Source organism: Frigoribacterium sp. PvP054 (assembly GCF_040547465.1).
Taxonomy (GTDB): domain Bacteria; phylum Actinomycetota; class Actinomycetes; order Actinomycetales; family Microbacteriaceae; genus Frigoribacterium.
Genome location: NZ_JBEPPU010000003.1, coordinates 136,194 through 153,744 on the forward strand (window position 1 = coordinate 136,194; position 17,551 = coordinate 153,744).

Annotated in this window: 17 protein-coding genes; 5 read left to right on the forward strand and 12 right to left on the reverse strand. The window is 70.8% G+C overall.

The genetic code is table 11. The features are described from left to right. The first annotated feature begins 221 nt into the window (after positions 1-221). From ABID81_RS06235 to ABID81_RS06255, 5 genes are all read left to right on the forward strand, one after another. The gene (locus tag ABID81_RS06235; RefSeq protein ID WP_354593951.1) at positions 222-707 is read left to right on the forward strand and encodes a hypothetical protein; all 486 of its coding nucleotides are present in this window, start codon (positions 222-224) and stop codon (positions 705-707) included. Continuing rightward, positions 704-1,879: a zinc-dependent alcohol dehydrogenase gene (locus tag ABID81_RS06240; protein ID WP_354593952.1), complete on the forward strand. Its 1,176-nt coding sequence runs from the start codon at positions 704-706 to the stop codon at positions 1,877-1,879. The genes ABID81_RS06235 and ABID81_RS06240 overlap by 4 nt, the downstream gene beginning before the upstream one ends. A gap of 122 nt (positions 1,880-2,001) precedes the next feature. Continuing rightward, the gene (locus tag ABID81_RS06245) at positions 2,002-3,162 is read left to right on the forward strand and encodes a glutathione-independent formaldehyde dehydrogenase (RefSeq protein ID WP_354593953.1); all 1,161 of its coding nucleotides are present in this window, start codon (positions 2,002-2,004) and stop codon (positions 3,160-3,162) included. A gap of 62 nt (positions 3,163-3,224) precedes the next feature. Then, complete coding sequence (locus ABID81_RS06250) at positions 3,225-3,863, forward strand: DUF1345 domain-containing protein (protein ID WP_354593954.1); 639 nt, start codon at positions 3,225-3,227, stop codon at positions 3,861-3,863. Positions 3,864-4,035: 172 nt separating this feature from the next. Then, a complete protein-coding gene (locus ABID81_RS06255; RefSeq protein ID WP_354593955.1) occupies positions 4,036-4,350 on the forward strand; it encodes a DUF7882 family protein in 315 nt (104 codons plus the stop codon). Here ABID81_RS06255 and dnaB read toward each other — a convergent pair. The 12 genes from dnaB to ABID81_RS06315 form a co-directional block, all read right to left on the reverse strand. Next, positions 4,347-5,735 (reverse strand): replicative DNA helicase, encoded by a 1,389-nt coding sequence (gene dnaB, locus ABID81_RS06260; RefSeq protein WP_354593956.1) that lies wholly within the window; start codon positions 5,733-5,735, stop codon positions 4,347-4,349. The genes ABID81_RS06255 and dnaB overlap by 4 nt on opposite strands. Before the next feature lie 1,155 nt (positions 5,736-6,890). Next, positions 6,891-7,274, reverse strand: coding sequence for a D-ribose pyranase (gene rbsD, locus ABID81_RS06265; protein ID WP_354593957.1), 384 nt, complete (start codon positions 7,272-7,274; stop codon positions 6,891-6,893). Continuing rightward, complete coding sequence (locus ABID81_RS06270) at positions 7,271-8,368, reverse strand: ribokinase (RefSeq protein WP_354593958.1); 1,098 nt, start codon at positions 8,366-8,368, stop codon at positions 7,271-7,273. The genes rbsD and ABID81_RS06270 overlap by 4 nt, the downstream gene beginning before the upstream one ends. 119 nt (positions 8,369-8,487) lie before the next feature. After that, complete coding sequence (locus ABID81_RS06275) at positions 8,488-9,438, reverse strand: substrate-binding domain-containing protein (protein ID WP_354593959.1); 951 nt, start codon at positions 9,436-9,438, stop codon at positions 8,488-8,490. A 227-nt stretch (positions 9,439-9,665) separates the two neighbouring features. Next, positions 9,666-10,637 (reverse strand): ABC transporter permease, encoded by a 972-nt coding sequence (locus tag ABID81_RS06280; protein WP_354593960.1) that lies wholly within the window; start codon positions 10,635-10,637, stop codon positions 9,666-9,668. A 31-nt stretch (positions 10,638-10,668) separates the two neighbouring features. After that, the gene (locus ABID81_RS06285; protein WP_354593961.1) at positions 10,669-12,186 is read right to left on the reverse strand and encodes a sugar ABC transporter ATP-binding protein; all 1,518 of its coding nucleotides are present in this window, start codon (positions 12,184-12,186) and stop codon (positions 10,669-10,671) included. 2 nt (positions 12,187-12,188) lie between these two features. Further along, on the reverse strand, positions 12,189-13,343 hold the full coding sequence (locus ABID81_RS06290; protein ID WP_354593962.1) for a LacI family DNA-binding transcriptional regulator: 1,155 nt from the start codon (positions 13,341-13,343) through the stop codon (positions 12,189-12,191). Between the two features lie 682 nt (positions 13,344-14,025). Next, complete coding sequence (gene rplI / locus ABID81_RS06295; RefSeq protein WP_354593963.1) at positions 14,026-14,478, reverse strand: 50S ribosomal protein L9; 453 nt, start codon at positions 14,476-14,478, stop codon at positions 14,026-14,028. A gap of 14 nt (positions 14,479-14,492) precedes the next feature. Next, positions 14,493-14,753 (reverse strand): 30S ribosomal protein S18, encoded by a 261-nt coding sequence (gene rpsR / locus ABID81_RS06300; protein WP_043595327.1) that lies wholly within the window; start codon positions 14,751-14,753, stop codon positions 14,493-14,495. A gap of 51 nt (positions 14,754-14,804) precedes the next feature. Beyond that, positions 14,805-15,377, reverse strand: coding sequence for a single-stranded DNA-binding protein (locus tag ABID81_RS06305; protein WP_354593964.1), 573 nt, complete (start codon positions 15,375-15,377; stop codon positions 14,805-14,807). 4 nt (positions 15,378-15,381) lie between these two features. After that, positions 15,382-15,780: a 30S ribosomal protein S6 gene (rpsF, locus tag ABID81_RS06310; protein WP_056260245.1), complete on the reverse strand. Its 399-nt coding sequence runs from the start codon at positions 15,778-15,780 to the stop codon at positions 15,382-15,384. Between the two features lie 193 nt (positions 15,781-15,973). Beyond that, positions 15,974-17,413 (reverse strand): CCA tRNA nucleotidyltransferase, encoded by a 1,440-nt coding sequence (locus tag ABID81_RS06315; protein WP_354593965.1) that lies wholly within the window; start codon positions 17,411-17,413, stop codon positions 15,974-15,976. Positions 17,414-17,551: the final 138 nt, after the last annotated feature.

Genomic DNA, 17,551 nt, shown 5'->3' on the forward strand with positions numbered 1-17,551 from the left:
CGGCCTCGGGGTGCTGTCAAGAGCCAAAAAGTTGTCTCACGGCACAGTCGGGGGCGTGCGCACACTGGGGTCGAACGGGCGGCAGGGTGGGCAGATCCAGGGCCCTGCCACCCGCTCATCCATCCAGAGAACTGCGCATCCGCGCGAACCGAGGAGGTCGTGATGAGCACCACCGATCAGCAGCGGGGCACCCCCGCTCCCCCGCCGTGGCGGGCCGTCTGATGGCCGGCCGCCTGACCGGTGCCGGGGCCGCCGGCGTCGCCGCCGTGGCCACCGCCGCCGCCGCGGTCGTCGTCGGACGACGACACCACCGTCGGCCCGACGAGGGCGCCGGCTCCCCGCAGGAGTCCCGAGCCCGTTGGCAGGCCGTCACCGTCCTGGCCGACCCCGAGCACGTCTGCGCCGACGGCCACAAACCGCCCTTCCTCGCCGACCTCGGCGACCGCGTCGAGGTCGAGATGCGACCGGCCGCCGGCGACAAGGGCACCGAGCTGCGCGCCCGCCTCCGCGATCCCGCTCCGTCGAAGGACGACGCCGACGAGGCCGCCGAGAGCATCCGCGTCGCACTCCGACGGGCCAAGCAGGTCATCGAGGCCGACGAGGTGCTGCGCGTCGACCCGACACCCCACGGCGAGCGCAAGGCCACCCCCACCGGTGCCCTCGTCGACGAAGCCACCGACCGTGCCGACGAGGAGGGACTGCTGTGAGAGCCCTCACCTGGACCGGCGTCAACGAGACCTCGGTCGAGACCGTGGACGACCCGACGATCCTCAACGACCAGGACGTCATCGTGAAGGTGCACCTCAGCACCACCTGCGGGTCGGACCTGCACCTGCTCGGCGGCTACATCCCCACCATGCGGTCGGGCGACGTCCTGGGCCACGAGTTCATGGGCGAGATCGTCGAGGTCGGGTCTGCCGTCCGCGAGCGCAAGGTGGGCGAGCGCGTCGTGGTCTGCTCGTTCGTCGCCTGCGGCCGCTGCTGGTACTGCACCCACGAGCTGTTCTCACTGTGCGACAACGGCAACCCCAACCCGGCCATCACCGAGACCCTCTGGGGCTCCCCCATCGGCGGATGCTTCGCGTACAGCCATGCACTGGGCGGCTTCGCCGGCAGCCACGCCGACTACGTCCGGGTGCCCTACGGCGACCACGGTGCCTTTCCCGTCCCCGACGGTGTCTCGGACGAGGCGGCCCTCTTCGCCTCGGATGCCGCCCCCACCGGGTGGACCGGCGCCGACCTCGCCGGCATCACCCCCGGCGACACCGTCGCCGTCTGGGGTGCCGGCGGCGTCGGCCAGATGGCCGCCCGCGCCGCCATGCTGCTCGGTGCCGAGCAGGTCGTCGTCATCGACCAGCTGCCCGAGCGGCTCGACCAGGTGCGACGCCACATCGGCGCCGAGACCCTCGACTTCGCACAGGACGACGTCCTCGCCGAACTCAAGGAGCGCACGGGCGGCCGCGGCCCCGACGTCTGCATCGAGGCCGTCGGCATGGAGGCCGACGGCACCGGCGTCCAACACCTCTACGACCAGGTGAAACAGCAGCTGCGACTGCAGACCGACCGGCCCACCGCACTGCGCGAGGCGATCTACGCCTGCCGCAAGGGCGGCAGCGTCTTCACGCTCGGCGTCTTCGCCGGACTCGTCGACAAGTTCCCCCTCGGAGCCGTCATGAACAAGGGCCTCACCCTGCGCGGCGCCCAGCAGCACGGCCACCGCTACATCCCGATGATCCTCGACCGCATCGCGGCCGGTGAGATCAGCACCGAGCACCTCGCCACCCACGTCCTCCCGCTCGAACAGGGGCCCGAGGGCTACGAGATGTTCAAGGCCAAGGACGACGGCTGCGTCCGCGCCGTCTTCCGTCCCGGCACCTGACACCGCGCCTCCGTCACCCCGAGGAGGCGCGCCCCACCCACCAGAGGAGGCGCGCCTCCCCCACCACCCGGCACCGCACCTCCGTCATCCGTCACCCCACCACCGAAGAAAGGGAAGAGATCATGAGAGCAGTCGTCTACGAGGGCCCGAGGAAGGTCTCGGTCAGCGACGTCCCCGACGCCCGCATCGAGCGGCCCACCGACGTCCTCGTCCGCATCACCAGCACCAACATCTGCGGGTCCGACCTGCACATGTACGAGGGCCGCACCGACTTCGAGACCGGCCGCTGGTTCGGCCACGAGAACCTGGGCCAGGTGATCGAGGTCGGCTCGGCCGTCGACAAGGTGCAGGTCGGCGACTGGGTCGTCCTGCCGTTCAACGTGGCCTGTGGACACTGCAAGAACTGCGAACGGGGCCTGACCAACTACTGCCTCACCGCGCAGCCCGAGCTCGCCTGGGCCGGCGCCGCCTTCGGGTTCGCCGACATGGGCCCGTGGCCCGGCGGGCAGGCCGAACTGCTGCGCGTGCCCTGGGGCGACTTCAACTGCCTGCGCCTGGGCGAGGACGCCGAAGAACGGCAGACCGACTACGTCATGCTCGCCGACATCTTCCCCACCGGCTACCACGCGACCGAGATGGCCCACGTGAAGCCCGGTGACCAGACCGTCGTCTACGGGGCGGGGCCGGTCGGCGCGATGGCCGCCTACTCGGCGATCATCAAGGGGGCGAGCAAGGTGATGGTCGTCGACCGGCACCCCGACCGGCTCGCCAAGATCGAGGAGATCGGGGCGATCCCCATCGACGACTCGTCCGTCGACCCGGTCGAGGCCGTCCTCGACCTGACCATGGGGCTCGGGGCCGACAACGGCTGCGAGTGCGTCGGCTACCAGGCCCACGACCCCGACGGCGTCGAGCAGCCCAACCTGACCCTGAACCGTCTCGTGCGGTCGGTCCGGTTCACCGGCGACATCGGCGTGGTCGGCGTGTACGTGCCGCAGGACCCGGGCGCGCCCGACGAACTGGCGAAGCAGGGCGTCATCCCGTTCGACTACGGCCAGTTCTGGTTCCGCGGGCAGGCCATGGGCACCGGCCAGTGCCCGGTCAAGAAGTACAACCGGGCCCTGCGCGACCTCATCGCCGGCGGCAAGGCGAAGCCGTCGTGGATCGTCAGCCACGAGCTGTCGCTCGAGGAGGCCCCGCAGGCCTACGAGCACTTCGACGCCCGCGACGACGGCTGGACGAAGGTCGTGCTGCACCCCGACGCCGTGCCGTCGGCCCGCTGATCCGACCGAACCGACCCGGACCGGACCCGGACCGGCCCCGCGACCGAGAACCGAGGACCCCGATGGACGACCGCATCCTGTCCCCCCGACGGACGGGACTCTATGTCGCCATCGGGGTCGCCGTCGGCGTGGCCGTCGCCCTCGCCGGTGCACCGACCCTGGGGCCCCTCGCGGCGTGGTGCACGGCCGGCCTCATCGCCCTCGTGCACGTGTGGCGGGCCTGCTGGCCCCAGGACCCGGCGGGCACCGAGCGCCTGGCGAACGAGGAGTCCAGTTCACGCCTCACCGACGACGCCCTCGTCGTGGCGTGCCTCGCGAGCGTCGCGGCCATGCTGACGGCGCTCGTGCAGGCACGCGACGCCAGCGACCCCGTGTCGGTCGCCACCGTCGTGCTGGGCATCCTCGCCACCATGGTCGCCTGGGCCCTCGTCAACACGGTCTACGCCTTGAAGTACGCCCGCATCTACTACGTCGACCACGACCGCGGCGGCTTCGACGTCAAGCAGGAGGCGCCTCCCACCTACAGCGACTTCGCCTACCTGGCCTTCACCATCGGCATGTCGTACTCGGCACCGGACGTCGAACCCGACGACACCCGCACCCGACGCACCGCGCTCCCCCACGCGCTGCTGTCGTACCTCTTCGGCACCGTCCTGATCGCCACCACCCTGAACCTGGTGACGAACCTGGCGCAGAGCTGACCACGCGCCGATGAGCACCGACGTCGAGGCACGTGACGGCGCCCACCCGGCGGCTCTTGTGGCCGTCCCGTGATGTGGCTACCGTCGGAGGACCCGGCTCCGCTGGTGCAGGGCCCGGGCCGCGACGCCTGGCCGCTAGGGCCTCGCGTCGCCCACTCTCAGGGGTGACACCATGGGCAGACTCACGTACGACCAGGTGGCGTCGGTGGAGTTCGACGACCGACTGCTGCTGCACTTCCAGATCGTCATCGGCATGAAGTTGCGACGGCAGGAGTCGTTCTACTTCTCGTGGCGCGACGAACAGACGGTGGGCAAGGGCAGGCAGACCATCTGGTTGCATCCGGCCGTGCTGCTGCTGTTCAAGTACTACGGCTCGCGGACCCCCCAGGTGAACCCTGCGTGGATCCACGCCCTCGAACTCGCGGCGAACACGAGCTCGGGGCTGCAGTGCGTGCCCGAACCCGACGCCCGCGAGGCGGCTCGCTAGCTCGGCATGTCAACGAACCGCGAGAACATGCCGTGGAACGCCACGGTGATGGTGTCGGTGGGGCCGTTGCGGTGCTTGGCGACGATGAAGTCGGCCTCGCCCTGGCGGGGGTTGTCCTTCTCGTAGGCGGACTCGCGGTGCAGCAGGATGACCATGTCGGCGTCCTGCTCGAGCGAACCGGACTCTCGCAGGTCGCTGATCGCGGGCTTCTTGTCGGCACGCTGCTCGGGGCCACGGTTCAGCTGCGACAGCGCGATCACCGGCACCTGCAGCTCCTTCGCCATCAGCTTCAGCGCACGCGAGAACTCCGACACCTCTTGCTGACGGCTCTCGACCCGCTTGCCCGACGTCATCAGCTGCAGGTAGTCGATCACCACGAGCTTCAGGTTGTGCTGCTGCTTCAGCCGGCGGCACTTCGCCCGGATCTCGACCAGCGTCATGTTCGGCGAGTCGTCGATGAACAACGGAGCGTCGTTGATGCGCCCCCGCACCTGCGCGATGTTCGTCCAGTCCCGCGCGTCGACCGTGCCCTTGCGCATGTTCTGCAGCGGCACGCTCGACTCGGCCGACATGAGCCGCATCGCGATCTCGCTACGCCCCATCTCGAGCGAGAAGAACACCGACGCCTGCCCGTGCTTGATCGACGCCGCCCGCGCCAGGTCGAGCGCCAACGTCGACTTGCCGAGCGCCGGTCGCGCCGCCACGATGATCAGCTGACCCGGGTGGAACCCGTTCGTCAACGCGTCGAGCTGCGCGAACCCCGTCGGCACACCCGTCATCTGACCGTCACGACCCTTGGCCGCCTCGATCTCGTCGATCGCGACCGTCACCGCCTCGTTCAGCGGCACGTAGTCCTCGGTCTGCACTCCCCCGGCCACGTTGTAGACCTCGGCCTGCGCGTTGTTGACCAGGTCGACGACCTCGCCCTCGCTCGCGTACCCCATCTGCACGATGCGCGTGCCGGCCTCGACCAGACGGCGCAGCACAGCCTTCTCGGCGACGATCGACGCGTAGTACCCCGCGTTCGCCGCAGTCGGCACGACGCCGGTGAGGGTGTGGAGGTACTCCGCGCCTCCTGCTCGCGACAGATCGCCGGACTTCATCAACTCGTCGCTGACCGTGATGACGTCGGTGGGCTCGCCGTGCGAGTACAGCCCCAGGATGGCGTCGTAGATGACCTCGTGCTTGGGCACGTAGAAGTCCATGCCGCGCACCGTCTCGATGACGTCCGCCACGGCGTCCTTGCTCAGGAGCATGCCGCCGATGGTGCTCTGCTCGGCCAGCAGGTCGTGCGGCGGGACGCGGTCCATGCCGACGGGGCCCCCACGATCGCGACCGCGGTCGTCCGACGCGTCGGGAGCGAGACCGAGATGGGCGATCGACATGGGTCCTCCAGAGAGAATCGGGTGGGTGCGGGGCAGCACCGAAGACGCTCAGAGCAGTTGTACGACAGACCCCCGACATCCCCCTGCCGAACCGCCGTGACCCACCCCTGACGAGCGCGGGTACACCTTATGGACACCGAGTTCTCCACAGCAAATGCACCTGTGGATAACTCTGGGGAGAACCGGTGAGAAACGCCGGGCGGCCCTGGGGAGAACTGTGGATCACGCTGTGGACAACGAGATACTTCAGTTGGTTTACCTCCCTCTGACCTGGGTTTTTCGTATTCCACACCTGTGTGGAAAAGATTGTCTAAACCGGGGGTTGAGACATCCGATTTGACATCTGCCTGTGCACAAAGAACTTGACAAGGAGGCACGGCGACCGGTAGCGACACATCTCGCGTTCAGCTTCCGGTAACCCCCGAAGGCGGGCCCTGCGAAGCCCCTGGTCAGGGCCGCATCCGCCCTCCCGCACCGTGCCGCCTGCCCTCCGCCTGCCACCCCGCGCCTCCCGCACCGCGCCTCCCGCACCGCGCCTCCCGCACCGCGCCTCCCGCACCGCGCCTCCCGCACCGCGCCTCCCGCACCGCGCCTGCCGCACCGCGCCTCCGGCACCGCGCCTCCCGCACCGCGCTTCCTGCCCCCGCCTGCCCGCCCTCCTGCTCGTCCCGGCCCGCCTCCGCACGACGAAGAACCCGGTTTCGAACGATGAACCCGGTTCCTTCCGGGTTCATCGTTCGAAATCAGGTTCACGGGTGGTCGAAGGCGGCCGGGCCGGGGGAGGGACGGCGGGGCGGAACGGGGAAGAACCCCGTTCACGAGGATGAACCCCGGTTGATCGGGGTTCACCTTCGCGAACGGGGTTCGAAGGGCGACGCCAGACCGGCGCGAGGCCTGGCGCCGCGGCTCCTGCCCGCGCCTCCCAGCCCGCCTGCCCGCCCCGGCCCGTCCCCGCACGACGAAGAACCCAGTTTCGAACGATGAACCCGGATGCTTCTGGGTTCATCGTTCGAAACCGGGTTCATGGGTGGTCGAGGGCGGCCGGGCCGGGGGAGGGACGGCGGGGCAGAACGGCCAAGAACCCCGTTCACGAAGGTGAACCCCGATCGATCGGGGTTCACCTTCGCGAACGGGGTTCGGGGGGGAGCAGGTGCCTCAGAACGGGACGCCGCAGCGCAGGACGACGTTGGCGTACGGGGTCGCCTCACCCGTCCGGACGAGGAGGCGCGCCCCACCCGACAGCCGCTTCAGCTCGTCGTGCGAGACGTAGGCCACGTCGTCGAAGCGGGACGTGATCCAGTCACCGGCGGGGGAGTCGTCACTCTCGTCCGCGGCCGTGCAGGCCTCGAACACCACGTCGGCCGTCAGCGCGTCGAGCACGTCGGAGAAGGCGGGCAGGCCGTGGACGACGGCGAGGTCGACCACGGGGACTCCGGCCGGCAGGGGCAGGCCGCAGTCCGCGACGACGACGAGGTCGCCGTGTCCGAGGCCGCTCACCGCGTGGTTGAGCTGCGCATTGAGCAGGCCGCCGCGCTTCACGACGTCACCCCGGCAGTCGAGTCGGCATCCGCCGACCCCTCCGTCGGAGCGGCGGTCGCCGCAGAGCCAGCAGCAGCAGCGTCAGCGTCAGCGTCAGCGGACGACGAAGCAGCAGCAGGCAGCTCGTCGTCGAGCGTCGGGTACGACGCCTGCGTGCCGACGCCGGTCACCGAGTACGCCCCGACGCGCACGGCGTCCTGGGCGGCCTCGAGCAGCGACGAACCCGCGGCCAGCCCGGCGGCGAGGGCGCCGACGAAGGCGTCTCCCGCTCCGGAGGAGTCGACGGCGACCACGCGAGGCGACGCGACCGCCACGGTGCCCGACGCGTCCGAGACGATCGCCCCGGCGGCACCGCGGGTCATGACGACCGAGGTGACCCCCTGGGCGCGCAGGGAGGCGACGACCGACTCGTCGTCGACCCGCGCCTCCTCGTCCGGACCGGCGGCCGACGCGGCGGGCGAAGCGGAGCCGACAGCCGACGCGTCCGAGCCGGAGGCCGAGCCCGCGGCAGCCCCAGCACCAGCACCCGCAGCACCCCACGCCGCCAGCAGCAGCCGGCCCTCGTGCTCGTTGACGACCAGCGGATCCGCGGCCTTGACCACGTCCACCGGCACGTCGATCACCGGGGCGAGGTTGAACACCACGCGCCCGCCGGCGTGCTGCACGGCGGCGGCGATGCCGTCCACGGGGATCTCTCCCTGCAGGACGACCACCGCGGCGTCGGCCAGCACACCCGCGTGCCCGTCGACGAGCGAGGCTCCGACGGCACCGTTCGCCCCGGGGACGACGACGATCGTGTTCTCGCTGTCGCCCCCGACGCTGACGACGGCCAGGCCCGTGGGCCCGGGCACGGTGTCGACGCCGCTGACGTCGACGCCGCTCGAGCGCAGGTAGGGCAGGGCGTCGTCGGCGCGTCCGTCGTCGCCGACCGCACCGATCATCACGGTGCGGGCACCGCGACGGGCGGCGGCGACGGCCTGGTTCGCACCCTTGCCGCCGGGGGAGAGGGTCATCGACGAGCCGATCAGGGTCTCTCCGGGCAGGGGCAGGCGGTCGACGGTCACGACCTGGTCGACGTTGATCGACCCGACCACGACGACCGTGCCGGCCGAGGCAGCCGCGCCGCCTGCGCCAGCCGCGCCGGCCGGAACCGAAGCCTCCGCGCCGACCGCACCCGCGCCTCCTACGCCCGCTGCGTCCGTACTAGAACCACTCATTCGAGGAAGTCACCCACGTTCTCCTTCGTGACGGTGATGACCTCGACGGCCTGGTCCGAGGGGCCCTCGTCGCCGCTGCCGCCGTCGATCGCCTTGACCGCCTGGTCGACCGCGAGGGCGCCGAGCTCGGCGGGCTGCTGCGCGATCGTGCTCGAGAGCGTACCGGCCTCGATGGCCTTGAGGCCGTCCTCGGTGCCGTCGAAGGCCGCGACCTTGACGTCGGTGCCGGCCCGCGAGCCGAGCGCCTGGATCGCTCCGAGGCCCATCTCGTCGTTCTCGGCGAAGACGCCGACCGCGTTCGGGTGCGCCTGCAGCAGGTTGGTCGTCACGTCGAGCGCGGTGGCGCGGTCGAAGTTGGCGGTCTGCTGCGCGACGACGGTGATGTCGGGGTAGGCGGCGATGCCCTTGGTGAAGCCCTCGCCGCGGTCGCGGCTGGCCGAGGTGCCCGCGACGCCCTGCAGCACGATGACCTCGCCCTTCTCGCCGATCGCCTCGGCGAGGGCCTTGGCGGCCTGCTCGCCGCCAGCGACGTTGTCGCTCGCGACGAACGAGGCGACGTCGGCGCCGTTCACCGCACGGTCGACGGCCACGATCGGCACGTTGGCGTCGTTGAGCGCCTTGGCGGCGGGGCCGGCGGCGTCGCTGTCGACGGCGTTCAAGATGACCGCGTCGGCCGTCGAGGCGGCCGTGGCGAGCTGGTTGGCCTGGGTGGCCGAGTCGTTCTGGGCGTCGACGATCTCGAGGTCGACGTTCTTCTTCTTCGCCTCGGCGGTCGCGCCGTCACGCAGCTCGACGAAGAACGGGTTGTTCAGGGTGCTGAGCGACAGGACCACCGTGGGGCGGTCCGCCTCTCCGGCGGGGGTGCGGTTGCAGCCGGCGGTGCCGGTCGCGACCAGGGCGGCGATCGCCGTGACGGTGGCGGCCTTGCGGAACGAGGTCAACTTCATCGTGTGTCCTTCGGGGGTTGGGGTGGTGAGGGGGGAAAGGGGAAGAGATCAGGAGGCGCGGGTCGACTAACGAGGACCCGGGCCGGCATCCGCGGCGACGGCCGCAGGGCCGGGCCCCGCAGCTGCCGCCGCCCCGCTGAGGCGCGACGCCGCGCGTCCGGCTCGCACCGCGCCTCCTCGGCTGTCGGTGCGACCCGCGCGGCCGCGCCCTCGACGGGGCCCGGCGGTCAGCTGCTGCGGGTCTTGCGTCGCAGCACGTCGACGCCCACGGCCAGGGCGATGACGAGGCCGATGACGACCTGCTGCCAGAACGACGTGACGTTGAGCAGGTTGAGGCCGTTGCGGATGACCACGAGCACGAGGGCGCCGATGATGGTGCCCGAGATGCGGCCGACGCCGCCGGCCAGGCTCGCGCCGCCGATGACGACCGCGGCGATGGCGTCGAGCTCGTAGCCCGAGGCTGCCTGCGGCTGGGCCGAGTCGAGGCGACCGGCGAGCAGCAGGCCGGCCAGGGCCGCGAACAGCCCGGCCAGGCCGAAGACGGTGACGACGATGCGCTTGACCGGCAGGCCCGAGAGGCGCGCGGCCTCGGCGTTGCCGCCGACCGCATACATCGAGCGTCCGATGACGGTGCGGTTGAGGATGAACGACGCGACGATCGCGGCCAGCACGAGCACGATGATCGGCACGGGCACCGGCCCGATGTTGCCGCCCAGGAACGACACGGCCGGGGGAGTCGCGATCGGGCGGCCGTCCGAGACGACCAGGGTGAGGCCGCGCGCGACGCTCAGCATGGCGAGCGTCGCGATGAACGAGGGCAGCTTGCCGTACGCGCTGGCGAAGCCGTTGACCAGGCCGGCCACGAGGCCGGTGCCGAGGCCGAGCGCGAGCGCCAGGCCGCCGGGCAACCCCGCCGAGGCGAAGAACCAACCCGAGACCATCGCCGACAGCGCGGCGACCGAACCGACCGAGAGGTCGATGCCGCCCGCGACGATGACGAAGGTCATGCCGAACGCCAGGACGGCGACGGTCGACACCTGGATGCCGATGTTCAGCAGGTTGCGGCCGGTCAGGAAGTCCGGCGTCGCGATGAAGAGGGCCAGGCAGAGCACGACGAGCCCGACGAGGGCCCCGTTCGCGGCCAGGAAGGTCTTGATGTCGAAGGAGCGTCGCTGCGCCTTCACGGTGGTGGTGGTCATGGGGTGTCTTCCTCGGTCCGTGCTTCTCGGGTCAGTTCGTCTCGGAGACGTCGCGCGCCGCGAGCGTCATCAGCGTGTCCTGGGTGGCGTCGGCCGCGGCGACCTCGCCGGCGACGACTCCGTCGCGCATCACGAGGATGCGGTCGCTCATGCCCATCACCTCGGGCAGTTCGCTGCTGACCATCACGACCGCGCCTCCGGCGTCGGTGATGCGGTTCACCAGCTCGTAGATCTCGACCTTCGCGCCGACGTCGACGCCGCGGGTGGGCTCGTCGAGCAGCAGCACCGTCGAGCCGGCGATGATCCATCGGCCGAACACGGCCTTCTGCTGGTTGCCGCCCGACAGCGAGCCGATCTCCTGGTCGATGTCGCGCATGCGGATCCGCAGGGTCGAGGCGACCTCGTCGGCCTTCGCGCGCTGCCCGGCGAAGTCGACCAGGCCGGCCTTCGAGCTGCTGGCGAGGGTGGCGTAGCCGAGGTTGTCGTTCACCGAGGCGCCCAGCACGAGCCCCTGCGCCTTGCGGTCCTCGGGCACGTGGCCGACGCCCGCGGCGATGGCCCCGGCGACGTCGCCCTTCTTGAGGCGCCTGCCGCGGACGCTCACGGACCCCGAGTCGTACTTGTCGACCCCGGCGATGGCCCGCACGACCTCGGTGCGACCGGCGCCGACGAGCCCGGCGATGCCGAGCACCTCGCCCGCCCGCACGTCGAACGAGACGTCGCGGAAGACCGAGCCGGTCAGGCCCCGCACCTCGAGCACGACGGGGGAGTCGCCCTGGCTGCCGGGCGTCCGCGGGTACTGCTGCTCGATGTCGCGGCCGACCATCAGGCGGACGAGTTCGTCCTCGTCGGTCGACGCGGGCAGCTCGGCGACGAACGCGCCGTCGCGCAGCACGGCCACGGTGTCGCCGATCTCGGCGATCTCGTCGAGGTGGTGGCTGATGAAGAGCATGCCGACGCCGCGGGCCCGCAGCTGCTCGACGACCCGGAAGAGGATCTCGGTCTCGTGGCGGGTCAGCGCCGCGGTCGGCTCGTCGAGGATGAGGATGCGCGCGTCGATGCTCAACGCCTTCGCGATCTCGACCAGCTGCTGGCGGGCGATGCCGAGCTCGCCGACCTTCTGGTCGACGTCGACGTCGAGCCCGATCAGGTCGAGCGCGGCGCGGGCGCGCTTCTTGAGTTCCTTGCGGTCGACCAGGCCGAACCGCGTCGGGAACCGCCCCATCATGACGTTCTCGGCGACGCTGAGCGACGCGACGAGGTTGAGCTCCTGGTGGATCGTCGCGATGCCGAGCTTCTCGGCGGCGTGCGTGTTCGGCAGGTGGACGGCCTCACCGTCGACCAGCACGCGGCCGGCGTCGGGCTGGTACACGCCCGACATCATCTTGATGAGGGTGGACTTGCCGGCGCCGTTCTCACCGAGCAGCACCTGCACCTTGCCGGGCCGGACGTGCACGGTGACGTCGTCGATGACCCGCACGGGGCCGAACGACTTGCTGACGTTCTCGAGCGTGAGCAGGGGGCGATCGTCGTCGATCGAAGGGGGCATGGTCAGTTCCTGCCGAGGGGTGGGGGTGTGGTGGTGCCGGTCTGGCCGGTCGGGCCGGTCGGGCCGGTGGGGGACGAGGAGGCGCGGGTCGCGGGGGTCTCGCGCGTCGCGGAGGTGACCGTCGCGGAACCGCCCGTCGCGCCTCCTGCGCTTCCGCGGGAGGCGCGGGTCGTCGACTCGCGCACGATCAGTTCGCTGGGCAGCACGACCGAGTCGGGGGTGGACCCGTCGATGACCTCGTGCAGCAGCTGGACGGCGATGCGGCCCATCTCCTCGACGCTGTGCGCGATGACGGTCAGCGCGGGGTCGAGCAGCGAGAACCACTCGATGTCGTCGAAGGCGATCACCGAGACGTCGGTGCCCATGCGCATGCCGAGGCGGTTGAGCATGGCGATGGCGCCGACGGCCATCAGGCTGTCGGCGGCGAGGATCGCGGTCGGCGGCTCGTCGAGCTCGAACAGCGCGTGCACGGCGGCCGACCCGCTGGCCGACTGGAAGTCGCCGACGTAGACCAGCTCGGGGTCGGTGCTGAGGCCGAGCTCGGCGGCTGCGGCGCTCCACGCCTCGAGTCGCTCGCGGCCGGTCGACACGCTCTGCGGCCCGGCGACGTAGCCGACGCGCTCGTGACCGAGGTCGACCAGGTGCTGGACGGCGGCACGGATGCCCGGGGTGCTGTCGGTCGTCACGCTCGGCACGTCGACGCCCGGGATCGTCCGGTCGACGAACACGGTCGGCACCTCGCGGGCGAGCAGCGAGTCGATGCTCGCCGAGTCGGTGCCCTGCGGGGCGACGATGACGCCGTCGACGCGGCGCGAGATGAGGGTGTCGAGGTAGCGGTCCTGCTGGGCGCGGTTCTCGTTGGCGTTGCCGAGCAGGGTGACGTAGCCGAGCTCGAGCAGCGACTGCTCGATGGTGTGCGCGAGGTCGGCGAAGAACGGGTTGCGGACGTCCGAGACGAGCAGCCCGACCGTGTCGGACCGCGTCGAGCGCAACGCCCTGGCCTGGGCGTTCGGACGGAAGTCGAGCTCACGGGCGGCCTGCTCGACCTGCGAACGGGCCTCGGGCGACGTCGCGGGGTTGCCCGACAGGACGCGGGACGCCGTCGCGGCCGAGACGCCGGCGCGCTGCGCCACGTCCCTGATCGTCACGGTGTTCATCGGTCTCTACCTCGTCGTAGTGATGCGGGTGCCCTGCGGGCTCCGTCGCCGGTGCCTCGTCGTGGAATCGATTCCATGGAACCGATTCCACGACAGTAGACGAGCGACCCCGCCCTGTCAACGCGAGACCCCGCCCTGTCGACGCGAGACCCCGCTCTGTCAACGCGACCCCGCCCCGTCAACGCGAGACCCCGCCCTGTCAACGCGAGAAGTCGAGGAGGCGCGGTGCCCGCCCCAGCCGCCCCGCGCCTCCTTGCCTCCCCGCCTCCCCGCCCCGCGCCTCCTCGTCCCCCGCCCGGTGTCACACCAGCCGCCCCGCGCCTCCTCGACCCCGCGCCCCCTCGGTGTCACGCCAGCCGCCCCTGCCCCGCGTCTTCTTCTGCCGAAGAACCCGGTTTCGAGCGATGAACCCGGTTGCGAACGGGTTCATCGTTCGAAACCGGGTTCATGGCGACCACGTGCCGCCCCGAGGAGGCACGGTGCACGGCACGGCACGGCACGAGAAGAACCCCGTTCACGAAGACGAACCCCGAGAAAACGGGGTTCACCTTCGTGAACGGGGTTCGTTGCGAGCCCTGCACCTCGCCCCTGGCACGCAGAAGAGCGGCGGCCCCCGAGGGGGACCGCCGCTCTCGCGTACAGCAGGTGCCTGAGCACCCGGGGCGCCGGAGCACCCGGGGTACTACTTGGCCGAGACGACCGTCAGCGTGATCGTCGCGATGACGTCCTCGCGCAGGCGGAGGGTGGCTTCGTGCTCACCCGTCACCTTGATGGCCGAGGGGATCTCGACCTTGCGCTTGTCGATCGTCGCGACGCCCTGGGCGGTCACGGCGTCGGCGACGTCGGCCGGACGGACCGAGCCGAACAGGCGGCCGTCGGCACCGGTCTTCACCGTGAGGCGGATCTTCTGGGCCTCGAGACGCTGCTTGAGGTCGTGGGCCTCTTCGATCGTCTTGAGCTCGCGGGTCTCGCGGGCCGTGCGGATCTGCGCGACCTGCTTCTCGCCACCGCGGCTCCACGCCACGGCGAAGCCCTGGGGCACCAGGTAGTTGCGGGCGTAGCCGTTCTTGACGTCGACGACGTCACCGGCGGAACCGAGGCCGGAGACCTCGTGGGTCAGGATTACCTTCGACATGGTGGTCCTTCCGATCAGCGGCCGGAGCCGGCGTAGGGGAGGAGCGCCATCTCACGGGCGTTCTTCACGGCACGGGCGATGAGGCGCTGCTCCTGGACGGAGACGCCGGTGATGCGACGGGCGCGGATCTTTCCACGCTCCGAGATGAACTTGCGCAGGGTCGCGACGTCTTTGTAGTCGATGACACCGACGCGGATCGACTTCGCGGGAGCGGCGTTCTTGCCGCCCTTGCCGCGGAGGGGCTTGCGGCGGTCGCCGCTGCTCTTTCCAGCCATTGGTTTCTACTTTCGATGAATGAAGAAGTACTTGAAGGGGAACGACGACGCCTAGAAGGGCGTCTCGTCGTTGTAGGTGCCGTTGCCACCGGGGGTGTTCCAGACGTCGCCGCCCGAGGTGTTGCCACCCTGGCCGCCGGCGGGCTGACCCCACGGTTCTTGCGCCTGACCGCCGCCGACCTGGGCCGGCTGGCCACCACGGTTGCCACCACCGGCGCCGCCCCCGAAGGAACCGCCACCGGCAGCACCGTCGCGGGACGAGGAGGCGCGGGTCACCTGGGCGGTCGCGTACCGCAGCGAGGGGCCGATCTCGTCGATCTCGAGCTCCATGCTGGTGCGCTTCTCGCCCTCTTTGGTCTCGTACGAGCGCTGCTTGAGCCGGCCCTGAGCGATGACCCGGCTGCCCTTGGTGAGGCTGCTGGCCACGTGCTCGCCGAACTCGCGCCAGACGCTGGCACGGAGGAAGAGCGCCTCGCCGTCCTTCCACTCGTTCGACGCGCGGTCGAACGTGCGGGGGGTCGACGCGATGGTGAAGTTCGCGACCGCGAGCCCGTTCTGCGTGTAGCGCAGCTCGGGGTCACTGGTGAGGTTGCCCACCACTGTGATGACGGTCTCGCCTGCCATCGGACTACTCGGCAGCCTTCTCGGCGGCGGGAGCAGCCGGGGCGGCGGCGGCGTTGGCGGCCTTGCGGGCGGCCTTCTCGTCGCTGACCTTCTTGGCGGCGGCGACCATGGCGATCGCCTCTTCGGCACGCAGGACCTTGGTGCGCAGCACGGCCTCGGAGAGACCCAGCTGGCGGTCGAGCTCGACCGTGGCGGCCGGGTTCGAGGTCAGGTTGACGACGGCGTAGATGCCCTCGGTCTTCTTGTTGATCTCGTAGGCCAGACGGCGGCGTCCCCAGATGTCGACGTTGTCGACGGTGCCACCGTCGTTGCGGATGACGTTGAGGAACTTGTCCAAGCTCGGGGCGACGGTGCGCTCATCGATCTCGGGGTCCAGGATGACCATCAGTTCGTACTGGTGCATGACTAACCCACCTCCTTCGGACTTGACGGTCACAGACGGTCTGTGACAGGAGGGTGTTCATGACGCTGCGTCGGCCGAGAGGCAGACGCAACCTTCCCAGCGTAGCCGAGCGCGCCTCCTGAATCAATGCCGCGCCCTCGGCCGGGAGGCCGGGCACCGCCGAGGAGGCGCGGGTCGACACCCTCAGGACCGGTTACTCCCCAGCGCCCCCGCGTGCGTCCCACCAGGCGAGCAGGCGCTCGGTGGCGACCTCGGCCCCCAGCGGCCCCTCCTCGGTGCGGAGCTCGAGCAGGAAGCGGTAGGCCTCGCCGACCTCGCGGCTCGGGCCGATGCCGAGCACCCGCTGGATCTCGACGCCGTCGAGGTCGGGTCGCAGCGAGTCGATCTCCTCGCGCTCGCGCAGCTCTGCGATGCGCTCCTCGAGGTCGTCGTAGGCGAAGCCGAGCCGGTCGGCCTTGCGCCGGTTGCGGGTCGTGACGTCGGCGCGGGTCAGCATGTGCAACCGCTCGAGCTGGTCACCGGCGTCGCGGACGTACCGCCGCACGGCCGAGTCGGTCCAGGCGCCCTCGGTGTAGCCGAAGAACCGCAGGTGCAGCTCGATCAGGCGCGAGACGGCGGCGATGGTGTCGTTGTCGAAGCGCAGCGCCTTCAATCGCTTCTTCGCGAGCTTCGCACCGACGACGTCGTGGTGGTGGAAGGTGACCACCCCGCCCGGCTCGAGACGGCGGGTGGCGGGCTTGCCGCAGTCGTGCAGCAGGGCCGCGAGGCGCAGCGTGAGGTCGGGGGCCTGGCCCGGGTGCCGCTCGCGCTCGTAGCCGATGGCCTGGTCCAGCACGGTGAGGCTGTGCTCGTAGACGTCCTTGTGGTGGTGGTGCTCGTCGATCTCGAGGCGCATGGCGGCGAGCTCGGGCATGACGTGGTCGGCCAGTCCGGTGTCGACCAGCAGCCGGACACCGCCTCGGGGGGTTTCGGTCTTGAGCAGTTTCGACAGCTCGTCGGCGACGCGCTCGACCGAGACGATCGACAGGGTCTCGGCGCGGGCGGTCATCGCCTCGCGCACCTCGTCCGACACGGTGAAGCCGAGCTGGGCCGTGAAGCGGGCGGCCCGCATCATGCGCAGCGGGTCGTCGCGGAACGAGTCGACGGCCGTGCCCGGGGTGGCGAGCCGGGCCTGCAGCAGGTCCTCGACGCCGCCGGACGGGTCGACCAGGACGCGCTCGGGCAGCCGCAGCGCCATCGAGTTGACGGTGAAGTCGCGTCGGACGAGGTCGCCCTCGAGCGTGTCGCCGAACTCGACGACGGGCTTGCGAGTCTCGCCGTCGTAGACGTCGCTGCGGTAGGTCGTGATCTCGACGGTCTCGCCGTCGACGCGGGCGGCGATGGTGCCGAAGGCCCGGCCGACGTCCCAGTGCGCCTCGGCCAGCGGCGCGACGATCGCGAGGATGCGGTCGGGGTCGGCGTCGGTGGTGAAGTCGAGGTCGTTGACCGGCCGACCGACGAAGGCGTCGCGCACCGGGCCGCCGACGAGGGCCAGCTCGTGACCGGCCTCGGCGAACGCGGCGGCGAGCTTCTCGATGCGGGGGGTGGCGGCCAGATCGTCCAGTCGCTCAAGGGCCCGTGCGACGCTGTCCATGACGGACAACCTTGCCACAGCCGAGGAGGCGCGGGCTGAGCCCCGGCGCACCGCGCGGTCGGTCCCGCCCCACCTCGCCGCACCTCCCTCCCCGCTTCACGGTGCCTCACTCCCCGCCTCACGGTGCCTCACTCCCCG